This is a genomic window from Sphingobacterium humi, from assembly GCF_009768885.1.
GTDB lineage: Bacteria > Bacteroidota > Bacteroidia > Sphingobacteriales > Sphingobacteriaceae > Sphingobacterium > Sphingobacterium humi.
The window spans coordinates 56,075-68,860 of record NZ_WSQA01000008.1; the positions used below are offsets into that span (position 1 = coordinate 56,075).

The following is a 12,786-nucleotide window of genomic DNA, read 5'->3' on the forward strand; positions in this document are numbered from 1 at the left end:
TAATTTAATAGTTTCCTAGCTCGGCTAGTTGCAGTTGATATAATCGGGCGACCACCTTCGCCGTTTTTGCTACCTTATTGGCCATGTCCTCTGTTAATAGATCGGAGTTTAGGGCTTTTTCAAAGCGTTCGAAATGATTGTCGTTGCTATCGCTTGTTTCATGGTAGGTGAAGAAGGATACTTGGTCATTCGCTAATCCGAGTTCCTCTTGAATGGCACGGCCCCATTTTCCAGCCAATCGGTTTCCTAAGCCCTCAATAATAAACATTCCTCCTAATAGATCAAAGGGATTCGGTTGGCTGGCCTTATGAAACATGTAAGCTGAAAGAGCCTCACTACCGATATTCTTCGGTGTTTGATAAAGGTCTTCTTGCTTTCCACCACAGTTGATGAAGTTTTTCTCCAGAATCTGATAGTCTTTATGTTCATCGCGAGAATGGGAAATAAAAGAGGACCTGATGTCAAAATAATCCATGCTAACATTAGATGCTGCACGTGCTATCCATTGCGAACCATCGATAACTTGCTGTCTTAAGTTTAACAGCAGTAATTTATAATCTTCCAGGGTAATGCTGCCTTTATAGATACGGTCGATAATTTCAGTATTACGAAGGGCAAGTTCGAAATCTACCCAGATATCGGTCAACTCGCGCACTAATTTTTCCTGGATAGGTTTATTATCAATGTGAATGGAAGGGGCAAGGATTTCATCGGTTTTAGAAATGGCATGTTGTCTGGTTTCGGGCCGGCCACTGACCACCTTTAATTTGACGAAGCTGGTGATAAATCGGCCACTCTCTGGAACCATACAAACAATTTCATCGCCGGCTTTTAATTTGCCGCTGTATAAGAGTTCTTCCAGCATAATGTAAATAGAAGCCGATCCAGTATTGCCTTTACTGTGTAAATTGGTAAACCATTTTTCATCTTCGATATGGAGGCCGCCTTTTGCTAAAAGATCCACAATGGGCTTTTTAAAGTATTCGGAGGAATAATGGCACACTAACCAATCTAAAGATTTCGGATTAATTTTCCCAGCTTCAATCAATTGGAAGAAGTGCTGCACACCCAAACTCACCGTATTATTCACCAGTTTGATGTCTTGTTTTAAGTTAATGGCAGCATCTGCATCCGCTTCGGAAAAAGAAGGATAATCGAGCCAACTTGTTTTTATGCTTCCATCTTTTGCTTTATTGGCACCAGCATACATACAGGGTTCAAAGCTGTTGGCATAAGATTTTACCTCAATCCATTCGATTTGTAGGGATAAGCCTTTGCTATTTGGCGTATCAGCTAGGTACATGGCGCCAGCACCATCGGAGAGCATCCAACGGAGGAAATCAGTATCCAAGGGAAGTCCTTTTTCCTGTATATGGGCTTGATGGGCAAATCGGGAAGCCTTGAACATGCGACTAGGCATATCGGCGGCACAAGAAAGAGCATGCTGATGCTCGCCGGATTGAATATGTAGAAAGGCATTCTTTAAGGCCATAATTCCAGCGGCACACACACTTTGATGGGAGGCAATATCACATACAGGCAGCTTACTTTCCCCATGCAGCATGCTGGCAAAGCCAGGGACGGGCAAGTCGGCCTGCGTAGTACCGGCCGCAAGAAAGTCTATTTGCGATTTAGCAAGCTTGGCTTTCTCTAGGCAATCTGTTATAGCCTTAGCTGCCATGCCTGAAACAGAGTCTGTAGCCTCTTGTTGCTTATTTAAGGCATAATAACGTGTTTTTATTCCGTTTTGCTGCAGCATACGCTCTTTGCTTCGCGATGGTTTACCGCCAATAAGGCCGAGGAAATCTTCCATTTCCGTATTGTCAATAGGTTCATTGGGTAAATGTGCTCCTATTGCATTAATATAGACTGTCCGTAATTCTTTTCTCATTTATGTATTTTTCTTAGGGAGTTGTGTGCCAAATAGTTGGTCTAGCCAAGGAAGCATAAAACCAAAGTTGCCTTTGCCATATTTATGATGCATGCTATGCCGAAAGGTATATTTAGAAAAAGCCGCCGGATTATTGGCCTCGCTTAGCTCATGATTGCAATGGCCTAACAAGTTGACTATCACACTAAGCAATGGTAAGCTGAGCAATGAATAGGCCTGGAAGGTATGGAAAAACAAAGGAAAGAAGATTACAGTGCCCAATAGAAAGGCTTCAAACCAATGGAAACTGTAAATGGAATAGGCGCTGGGCTCTACTGACCAATGGTGTACCCGGTGGACATGCCTCAAAAGCCATCTGCGGTGTAAAAGCCAATGCATGGCGTAGAAGTGTAGCTCATTCCATAGAAACAAAACCGGTATTTCCAAGATGCAGGCCCATGGTTGATCAAAAGCAACTTTAAATATTCCCTTTGCAAACAAATATTGAAATGCAATAGCTTGCAAGCTAAAGACTAAGATGGAGCTTAATGAATTCAGGACTTCCTTTCTCCGCTGTCCCTGTTTTTCGGCCAGCACGATTTTAGCTAAGGGTGGATTCTTCCTGTTGATAATCCATTCGGTTAAAAAGGCACCTAAAAAATATAATAGACTGAAAAATAGAAAAAAGAAAAGGCTAGTATAATACCATTGTGATAAAACGAGATGAAAGGCTTTTTCAATAAATTGGTTCATGCACAGGTTTTAACTAATTCTCGCAATTCGTATGCCAGCTTACTTCATAGCATAGCTTAGGATACGAACTATGCTAATAACGTTCGATTTACTTTTCTATTGTAAAATTCAGTTTACTAAGCTGCATTATGCGGGAATTCCTAGCTATAGAATTCGTTTAGTTCAAATTAAGCTTTACATTTGCTGCCGGCCTACTTTTCGTGTAGGTCATTAATATCTTAGAAACGATCTACTAGCGTCATGATTTTTAAAAAAGCTGCGACTTATCAACCCGATAAAACATCATATCCCATTCTGATTGCCATCTGTTTTGCACATCTCGCCAACGACCTGGTGCAAGCTGTTATTCCTGCATCTTACCCCTTATTGAAGGAGAATTTCCACTTAACATTCGCGCAGATTGGTGTCATTACTTTTTGTTTTCAATTAGCTTCTTCCTTATTACAACCGGTTGTCGGACATTATACCGATAAGCATCCGCAGCCTTATTCCCAAATTATCGGGATGTTGTTTTCTTTTGTCGGCATCATCGCTTTATCGGTTGCCCATAGCTACTACGCGGTATTATTTGCTGTGACGATGGTGGGGATAGGTTCATCGATCTTTCACCCGGAATCTTCACGGGTTGCCTATTTATCCTCCGGTGGTAAGCGTAGCTTTGCCCAGTCCATCTTCCAGATCGGCGGGAATACGGGAACAGCCTTAGCTCCTTTATTAATGGCCTGGGTGGTCTTGCCGAAAGGTCAGCTCAGTATCCTTTGGTTCATTGCCGTGGTATTGATAGCACAGCTTATTCTTGGCTATATCGCTAGGTGGTATGTTCAGGTATTGGCCTATTCCAGAACCCAGGCGAAGAAAGCAATTCAATTGCCCGATTTATCACAAGGAAGAATCGTAGGAGCTATTATCGTGCTGTTGATTCTTATTTTTTCTAAATATGTATATGTAGCAAGCATTACCAGCTACCTACAATTTTACTTAATGGATAAATTCGCGATATCCGAGATTTCAGCACAGGTTTATCTGTTTTACTTCCTAATAGCCATTGCACTAGGTACTTTGTTTGGCGGGTTTTTAGGCGATATTATCGGTCGGAAATACATCATCTGGTTATCCGTATTAGGTTGTGCGCCTTTTACCATGTTGCTGCCCTATGCCAATGAATTCTGGACAGGAATCTTGGTTTCTGTTATCGGGTTAATTATGGCTTCAGCGTTTCCTTCCATCTTGGTCTATGCTCAAGAATTACTACCTAAGAAAATAGGTATGGTATCGGGGCTGTTTTACGGTTTTGCCTTTGGAATGGGGGGCTTAGGGGCGGCCATACTTGGTTGGTTTGCCGATCAAACTTCTTTAGAAGTAATTTATTTGGTATGTTCTTACCTTCCTTTATTGGGTGTGGTAGCTTATTTTCTACCCGATATGAAGAAAATTGGATATAAACCTAGCGAATAGCGGATTTATACTGCGCTAGCCATACGGTTGCTCCGCCACAGCTTGGATCTTCCACCTGATGCTTCAGGATTTGGAAGCCGTTTTCGGCGAGCAGGCTTTTATAGTCTTGTTCCGCTAATGAGGCATGGTACAGCAGTTCTCCAGCATTATCGGCCCATGCTTCAGATTCCGCAGGACCAGTAGTAAACAACAATATGCCATCATCCTTGAGATGTTTTCGAAATATAGGAAACATCTCCCGCTGATCTTCAGCAGGCAGGTGGAAGAAACTATGCCAGGCTAGTAGGGCGTCGAATTGCTCGGGTAGACTTAATAAACGCATATCGGCTTGCACGAAATCTCCATCAGGAAAGTTAGCATGCGCATGCCTTAACATCTCTACGCTGGCATCGACACCTTTAATGCTATAGCCTTTTTCATAAAAATATCCGTAAATGGGAAGTCCGGTTCCACAGCCTATATCCAAGAGATGCCCATCGGCAGGGATACGTTGGATTATATCCTGAAGATAGGCTTCTTCCATCAAATGTGTCGAGCGGTTCTCCGCAAACCAATCGGCAATCTTATTGTAGGTATTAAATATATTCTTTTTTTCAGCCATAGCATGTGCTATTTACTCAAACGAGATACTGTATTTTTTATAGCCTAAGCCTTCCAATAAGGGCTTAAATACGTGCTCAGCATTTTTCTTCGTTTGTTCCAAGATATCAGATTTCTTTACTTGCTTGGTAATTTCTTCTTCTGCATTTTTAAAGGCTTCATCTACCAAGCTCGCTTCCCTAAAAAAGGCCATCTTCGTATCGTATACTTTAGAGTCTTTGTGGTCAATCTTAACATAGCAGATTTCCGGATTCGGCAAGGAAATATGTACGGAATCTTCGATTACCTTTACATCACCAGCTTGCAGCTTACTCAAATCAACACAGCCTACGGCATCAGCTTTAATAATCAATAAAACACTGGCCTCCGGTAAAAATGTCGATAGTTCTTTATGTTCAATAACATCCGATAGGCGGTATTTCACCAGTTCCAATTTTCCCATCGATTCAATTCGCTCCAATAATATCTGATGGCTGCTGATACGTTGCGTCTTCGGCTTCATATTGCTCCATACTAACCATCCTAATAAACCTAGGATGCCAAGGAATAGGAGTGTCTTTACTAGTTTTGTCATCATATGTGTATTTAGTCAAATAATAGACCATTATGCGTTTAATATGTTATTTGACGATTAAGTTGCTGTAAAGCTTATTTGCGTAACTAAGTATTTACATCCCAAAGGAATAAACTGCCATATTTTCCGATTATGCTAAGTAGTAAACCGAGTGATCCTGTATTTTGTTCCAAATTAATTCCTAAATTTAATGCTAATCTACGAGACTATATATGCAGCTAAGCCTTAAAAATTCACGCTATTTCTCCTTTTTAACTTTCTTTTTCCTAAGCAGCTTCTGGATGCTATTTCCGGCTGTTTCTGCGAACGCTATGTTGCAGGATCCTTATACGGTCCAAAGTTTGCCGAATCCAAAAACGAATGGACAAGGGGTTTATATAAGCGATCCGGATCACATTCTTTCTGCAGATAGCAAGGCGCAACTGAATTTACTGTCCCAGCGATTGGATACTTTAGCAGGTGTGGAGTTTTCAATCGTCATAGCTAATGATTACGTCGGGGATAGTGACTTCCAATTCGCCCTAGATTTGTTTAATCATTGGGGAATAGGGAAGAAGGGTGCTGACAATGGGCTCCTATTATTTGTGGCTGTCTCCAGGCATGAATACCGTTTTATTACAGGCTACGGTATGGAGGCCGTATTACCGGACGCGTATTTAAAACGAATAGGTGAAAAATACTTGGTGCCCAATTTTCAAGCCGGCAATTATGAGGTAGGCATATGGGAGGCCGCTAACTTTATTGCTGAGGTGCTGCAATCTCCAAATGTGCGCGCGGAACTGGAAGCAAGGATGCCAGAAGCAACGCCATTTTTCAGTATGCGCAATGTATATTTAAAAAATGCCTTAATCGTATTGGGATTCTTTATGCTGCTCTATTTATATGTACATGTTGTAGCTGCATCACTCATTAGGAAACCTATTAAGAAGAGCTTATTCGCCCCCATCTTTATGGGGATTGGCTGTATGGGCTTGCTGATGTTTTTAACTATTTTTCTCTTTGCCTTTCTTTTGCATAATGTAGAAGAGGTGTATCAACGGAAGAACCTGCCTTATTTTGCGGCTGTTTTGGGCGGACTTATCCTTGCTATGAAGATCACGGTAGCTCGAACAAGTATATTAAAAAGCTATGCAGATACACAAGAAAGGGCCAAAGCCACCAATAAGTTCTTCATGCTATCCTTGATCCCGATGTTATTATCGCCCTTAGCATGGATTGACATATCGGTTATTTTACGGAGAAATTTGAAAGATAAAGGCCGTTTCCTAGCGCCTGATCCTTCGGGAGATTGGCACAGGATTCCGCGAGACAAGCGAAACAAGGGAGCTAAGGCTTTTATGGATGAAGGTCATTTTAAAGAGGAAAAGCTGGGTAGCCGGCAATATGAAATATGGGAAAACAAAAGAACCAAAGAAGTGAAACTCATTCCTTGGGATATAAAAAAGAAGTTTTCGGAATGTCCCCAATGCCATTACTATACCTTGGTTAAGAATCACAGGAAAACCATTAAAGATTCAACCTATACGATATCAGGTAAGGGTGAGCTGGCAGACGATTGCATGAACTGTGATTACTATTTATTGTTGGACACTTACATCATTCCTATCAAAACAAGGAGCTCGAGTAGCTCTGGCGGATCAGGGTCGGGAGGTTCCTCAGGAGGCGGAGGCGGTGGTGGCAGCTTCGGCGGCGGATCATCTGGTGGTGGAGGAGCAGGCGGTAGATGGTAGTAAAACAAGCTTCAAAAGCAGTGTTAAATAAGAAGGCCTGTGCAAATCCACAGGCCTTCTTATTTAATTGATTAAATTCTTATCGTATAATTTCTGATGAATCTGATGCAGTTCCTCAATTGGAATTTTAATAACCTTCCGGTCATACGTCATCAGCCCATTTGTTTCGATTTCTACATCGGTAGTTTGGGTATAGACACCGGCAGATAAGCCCAACTTTATCAATTCGCTAAGCTCCGTAATCAATTGACTGTAGCGTGCTTTTAGCTCCTCTTTTGTTTTAAAACTTTGGTATCCCCAATTGTCTTTCTGCTGCCAGGTATGGCCTTCAATAGGCAATCCTAAGCCACCAAATTCCCCAACGGCTAAGATGTAATCTTTTCCAAAGCGTGCAGGATCTGGAATCGCAGGATCTGGATAGTTATGCAGATCCAGGATATCCGCAGGCTCGATGAAGTTACCGCCACTGGCTCCATTCACTAATCGCGAAGGATCCTTTTGCTTCGTCCATTGTACGATTTCCTTGGTTTTAAATTGACCCCAAGCTTCATTAAACGGCACCCAGATGACGATACTAGGGAAGTTATGCAGATTCGTCATAATACGATCCCATTCTTTCCGATAGATGGCTTCCGATGCTGCCGTTCTGATCTTATCGTGTTTGCCGAAGCGGAATTTCCCTGGATGCATATCCCATATATTTCCCCCTAAATCTCCGGACGGCATATCCTGCCACACCATAATACCGATACTATCGCAATGCCTGTACCATCGGGCGGGTTCCACTTTAATATGCTTACGGATCATATTGAAGCCCATTTCTTTGGTCTTTTCGATGTCGAATTTTAGGGCTTCATCACTTGGGGCTGTATGCAAACCATCCGGCCACCAACCTTGATCTAAAGGGCCGTAGTGAAATAGGAATTCATCATTCAGATACATCCGTTCAATTCCTTTGCCATCGGTCTTTTTACTGATCTTCCGCATGGCAAAATAACTTTGCGCCTGATCGACCACTTTCCCTTTGCGAAGCAATTTTACCTCCAAATCATATAGCTTTGGATGGGAAGGACTCCATAATTGGATATTGCTGAGCTTAAGATCTTGTTCTTGACCTGCTGCAGCGGTAGATTCTGCTATTTTTTGGCCATTATCATAAGCAATCAATTGAATTTGATCTTGCGCTTGTGCACCTTCAATCGCAGCAGCTACTTTTAAAACCGACTGGTCAACGTTAGGGGTTTGTTGGGTACTGCTTATATAGCTCTTCGGTACAGATTCTAACCATACAGTTTGCCATATTCCAGATACCGGGGTATACCAAATACCATGCGGATTGTTAATTTGCTTTCCCCGAGGTTGTGGCCCATCGCTGGTCGGATCCCAAACCCGAAGGGTAATTTGTTGTTTAGCACCTTTCTTTAAGGCATCACTAATATCTATGCTGAAGGCATCAAAACCGCCCTCATGTGTTCCTACAGATTTACCATTTACAAAGACCTCGCATTGCCAATCCACGGCTCCAAAATGAAGGAGGGTTTTTCCTTTATTTAGTTTTTTGGATAGGCTAATCTCTGTTTGGTACCAAAGGGATTGGTCCTTGTTTAAGGGCTTGCCCACTCCGGATAGTGCCGATTCTACAGCGAAAGGCACCAAGATATCCCCATCCCAATGGTTTGGAATCTGTTGATGATCTTTGGCTAAAATAGCATACTTCCAAAGGCCATTTAGATTTTGCCAGTTGTTCTTTCTAATAAATTGGGGTCTTGGGTATTCAGGGTGTGGTTGCTGTGGGTTTACTTGGGCTGCCCAAGGGGTCATGAGCTTATCGCCCGCGGGTTTCCATTCTTGTGCAGATAAGCTGCAAGTGCTGGCCGCCAATAAGAAGGCCAAAATAAAAGATTGTTTCATGTATGAATAGGTTTAGAATTAAAACGTTCAAGTGCATAAGCCTGAACTAGTTAAAAATAAGGATTTTCTAATTAATACACGATAGCAAACCTTTTAAATGAATAAAATACTTCCTTTAAACCTTCAATTCCCTATGCTATTTCCCATCAAGAATATCGCTATGCAAGTCCCAGAAGTCGGCATAGAAATCAGGGATTGCACTTTTCCGAATTGCAGCCATCACTTTCTTGCGGTCGAATTCCAATTGAACAATCTCCGGTCTTAAGCCTTGCGCTGTAATCTCCAGGATGGCATAACTTGCTTTTCTATGGGCTTCTTTAGATCTACCTACCGATCCCGGATTGATCGCCCAACCCTGCGAGACTGCTTTACAATAGGAGAGGTGGGTATGGCCGGAGAATAGCACATCAACCTGTTCTCGGGCAAGGAGGGCTTCCATTTCGGTAGTATCCTCGGCATAAATATACTTTTCATTACTATCCGGATGCGCATGAACCAACAGCAGTTTATATTTTCTGCCAGCAATCGCATATTCCAGGCGCATACTAAAGGGCAGCTGTCGCAGGTATTGCTTATGCGCGGGAGAAGTTTCCGCCTTCGATACCTCAATGGCCGCTATTCTGGCGGCATTCTCTGCATCGTTATGCTTTTTCAAGGGGATCACCTCCTGATCAAAACCGATGCGTTCATCATGATTCCCTAAAACGCAGGGAATATTCAGATTCCTGATCAGCGCGATGACCTCATTATCCCAGGGCGCAAAATCCGTCAAGTCGCCCAGGCAATAAATCTGTTGAATGTCCCGGCTGTAAATATCGGCAAGCACCACTTGCAGAGCAGGCAGGTTGCCATGGATATCAGATAGAATAGCAATCTTCATCAAGCAAAGGTACGTTTAATGCTTGTTATATGCTGGTAATTAATCAGCTGCCATTGGCGTTATTTCAGCCTGCTGCATAAAAAAAGGGATAAGCGGTAGAATCCGTTATCCCTTTTGGTTTTATAGATAGATGCGTGAAGGATCGCTAATTAGCCAGCAGCTTATCCAATTCTTTTCGGATCTCCGCAGAATTGGGCGCCGGTGCTTGGTAATGAATAAGCTTACCTGCCGGATCATACAAGAGGTAATGCGGAATTCCGGTAATATTCATCAGTTTTGCAAAGGTATTGGAGGCATCCCACAGCTGATAGCCATGTAGCCCCAATTCATCGCGTTTCTTCGCCCATTTTTCTTGATCCTCATCAATGGAAAGCGCGACAAACGTAATGTTCTTTCCTTCGTAGGCTTTTTCTAATTCCTTCAAATGCGGAATCATTTTAATACAAGGCACACACCAAGAAGCCCATACGTCAATAAACACATATTTTCCTTTCAGGTCATCCAACTTAAGTTTGGATAGATCGGCTTGTACAAATTCAAGATTCACCCAATCGGCACCTTTCAAGGTAAAACGTAAGTTCTCAAAGTCAGCAACCACCTGATGGCGCAACTCTTCCTGCTGTAGTTGATTGGCAATACCTTGGAAAGCCTGCAAGTCCGCCTCAAAAGAATCGCTCGCTCTGTAGCCGCTGATGTAATTTTCCAACATGCGTTTAACCACTTGATCGACAACTTCTGCATGAGTAACCGTTTGTTTTAAGATTGCTACCTGTTTTTGTAGGAGGTTTAGGTCTTTCCGGCGGCTATAGGGACGAATTCCAACCGCAAGGTCTAAGTAGTTGACCATACTTGAAATGCCGGTATAGAGGCTCAAAATAGCCGGATTATTGAAATAAGCTTTCGGGTGGCGTGGCTGCTGATAGAATGCCGCATACTGTGGGTCTTTCGGGTCTTTCAAGGCCATGCCCATGCGATACATATTCGCATTATATTCATTAAAGGCCATCAGCTGCACATAATCCTTTACTACACGTTGCGCTTTGCTTTTCTTGGTCAGGCTATCTGCAATGCTGTAGAAAGCCTGCAATTGTTGCTTGGAGGCTTGCGGTTCAAAGTCTGCCATGAATAAGGCCCGTACCTGGTTTAAATTGCTTTCCTGTGCTTCCAACAATAAGCGGTTATTCCCATCTTTTACTTGCTTGGCATCGCTGGCCAGGCCGTAGGCTTCTTTTGGAAGAAAAGGAACAAACAGCTTAGCCTTTGGTTTCATATAGATCACGGCATTGTAGTTCGCCTTATTACCATCAGCAAACATGCTGATAATAGAAAGTTGGTAGAAACCCGCTTCCTGAATCGGAAGCTCAAAAGCAAAGCGCTGTTGCGCATCGGCTTCCACGTCCATCGTCTCGCCAAATTCGGCAAGACCCTCGATTGGTTTCAGGTAAATATGGTATGTACGGCCCTCACTTTGGGGCAAAGTGCCTGTAACCATCGATTGTGCCATGCCAAATTGAAATAGAAAGAGGGCTAAACAGCTGAATAGGAATTGTTTCATCATATATAAATTTAACAAAGCAGGAGAGCATGGTCGCTCTCCTGATGGGTATAGGTATTACCTAGGATTTTGTACTAAATTCGGATTCACAGACATGTTCTTCGCTGGAATTGGATACACCAATAAAGGGCTATTGCCTTCGTAGGTTTTATCGCCACGCTTAATCTGAAACTTGCGACCTTCTAGGGTCAAACGCTTGATGTCTGCCAAACGATGGCCAAGAAAGGCCAATTCAATACGGCGCTCATTCAACACCCAGTTTAGCACTTCATTTTTATCGGTGCTTTCCAATTTCACAAAGCTTGCTGTTGTAAAGCGTTTAGAACGAAGCAGGTTTAAATCTGCTAAAGCCTTGGCCACATTGCCTAAGCGTGCTGCTGCTTCGGCACGAACCAACACTAACTCTTGGGTGGTGATACCGCCATTGTTGTAGTCATAGGCACCGTTCATTTCCAAAACACCCGGTGCTGGCAATAAGGCCGAAGTATAACCTTTTGGCGATGTGCCAAATAACTCGCGTAAATCGCCTGCTTTATACAAGGCATATTGTTCTGGCGCAATTAAGAATTGAAAGTCATAAGCACCAACCTTGGTCATGTATTTATTGTATACAATATGCTTCTTTTCCTTTTGCACACTTGGGTAGCCGGTCAACGTACCTCTACGGTTGTTCGGATCGGCATAAGCAAAGGTATTATAGTCATAAACAAAGCTATTTATTGCCAATGCTTTATCGGCATTATCGAAAGCCTTTTCCCATTTTCCTTGGAAAAGGTACATGCGTGCTAAAGTACCATAAGCGGCACCTTTGCTTGGGCGGTAGGAATAAGTCGCCACATCCGGAAGCAATGGAAGCCCCTCCAATAAATCCTTTTCGATTTGCGCATAAACCTCCTGCACTGTACTACGCGACATTAATGCGTTGATATCTGGTTTTAAAGGCAAAGGAACACCTAAGTCACTGCTGGCCGATTCGCTATAATGCTTAGCATATTGGTTTACCAAGGTTAAGTACGTAAAGGCACGGTGCACCAAAGCCTCACCCTTCAAGCGGTTCTTTCTGTTCAGGTCTGCTTCCGTATTGGCGGCTACGCCTTCAATAACCGAGTTGTAGGTGTAAATCGCTTTGTAGGCAATATTCCAATCTTCATCGTTTTCACTTACATCATAATGCTCGGGCAAAAAGTCATAGGCATTTACGGCATGGCGACCCGGGTAACCACCTGCTCCGGCGCGGTGTGCATCCGGAAGGATAATCTCATCGGTTTCATAAACCGAGTTATTGGCTGTTCTGGTCACCACCAATGGCGCGCTTAGCAATGCTTCATAGTCTTCCAGTTTTTGCGGAATAACAACGCCTTTTGGCACCACATCCAAGAAATTGTCGCAAGATCCCAAGGTAAACAACATCGGGATGGCAGCGAATTTGAATATATTTTTAATCAACATGATAGCGAA

At 42.9% G+C, this 12,786-nt stretch carries 10 protein-coding genes; 2 read left to right on the forward strand and 8 right to left on the reverse strand.

From position 1 onward, the window contains the following. Positions 1-4: 4 nt before the first annotated feature. Together GQF63_RS11645 and GQF63_RS11650 are read right to left on the reverse strand one after the other, a co-directional pair. Positions 5-1,891: a beta-ketoacyl-ACP synthase III gene (locus GQF63_RS11645; RefSeq protein ID WP_160369407.1), complete on the reverse strand. Its 1,887-nt coding sequence runs from the start codon at positions 1,889-1,891 to the stop codon at positions 5-7. Further along, complete coding sequence (locus GQF63_RS11650) at positions 1,892-2,623, reverse strand: sterol desaturase family protein (RefSeq protein ID WP_160369408.1); 732 nt, start codon at positions 2,621-2,623, stop codon at positions 1,892-1,894. A 240-nt stretch (positions 2,624-2,863) separates the two neighbouring features. Here GQF63_RS11650 and GQF63_RS11655 point away from each other — a divergent pair, with 240 nt between their 5' ends. Beyond that, entirely contained in the window at positions 2,864-4,078 is a 1,215-nt protein-coding gene (locus tag GQF63_RS11655) for an MFS transporter (RefSeq protein ID WP_160369409.1), read from the forward strand. Here the strand turns inward: GQF63_RS11655 and GQF63_RS11660 are convergent. Beyond that, a complete protein-coding gene (locus GQF63_RS11660) occupies positions 4,068-4,679 on the reverse strand; it encodes a class I SAM-dependent DNA methyltransferase (protein ID WP_160369410.1) in 612 nt (203 codons plus the stop codon). The genes GQF63_RS11655 and GQF63_RS11660 overlap by 11 nt on opposite strands. 12 nt (positions 4,680-4,691) lie before the next feature. Beyond that, entirely contained in the window at positions 4,692-5,255 is a 564-nt protein-coding gene (locus GQF63_RS11665) for a DUF4230 domain-containing protein (RefSeq protein WP_246163497.1), read from the reverse strand. A 209-nt stretch (positions 5,256-5,464) separates the two neighbouring features. On the opposite strand from GQF63_RS11665, the gene GQF63_RS19585 reads away from it, so the two are divergent. Further along, on the forward strand, positions 5,465-6,982 hold the full coding sequence (locus GQF63_RS19585; RefSeq protein ID WP_170292233.1) for a TPM domain-containing protein: 1,518 nt from the start codon (positions 5,465-5,467) through the stop codon (positions 6,980-6,982). Positions 6,983-7,045: 63 nt separating this feature from the next. On the opposite strand, the gene GQF63_RS11675 is transcribed toward GQF63_RS19585, so the two are convergent. The 4 genes from GQF63_RS11675 to GQF63_RS11690 all read right to left on the reverse strand — a co-directional run bounded on the left by GQF63_RS11675 (position 7,046) and on the right by GQF63_RS11690 (position 12,777). After that, the gene (locus GQF63_RS11675) at positions 7,046-8,893 is read right to left on the reverse strand and encodes a glycoside hydrolase family 2 protein (protein ID WP_160369411.1); all 1,848 of its coding nucleotides are present in this window, start codon (positions 8,891-8,893) and stop codon (positions 7,046-7,048) included. A gap of 136 nt (positions 8,894-9,029) precedes the next feature. Next, positions 9,030-9,773: a metallophosphoesterase family protein gene (locus tag GQF63_RS11680; RefSeq protein ID WP_246163500.1), complete on the reverse strand. Its 744-nt coding sequence runs from the start codon at positions 9,771-9,773 to the stop codon at positions 9,030-9,032. A 145-nt stretch (positions 9,774-9,918) separates the two neighbouring features. Continuing rightward, the gene (locus GQF63_RS11685) at positions 9,919-11,331 is read right to left on the reverse strand and encodes a TlpA family protein disulfide reductase (RefSeq protein ID WP_160369413.1); all 1,413 of its coding nucleotides are present in this window, start codon (positions 11,329-11,331) and stop codon (positions 9,919-9,921) included. Positions 11,332-11,385: 54 nt separating this feature from the next. Next, entirely contained in the window at positions 11,386-12,777 is a 1,392-nt protein-coding gene (locus tag GQF63_RS11690; protein ID WP_160369414.1) for a RagB/SusD family nutrient uptake outer membrane protein, read from the reverse strand. Between the last annotated feature and the right edge of the window lie 9 nt (positions 12,778-12,786).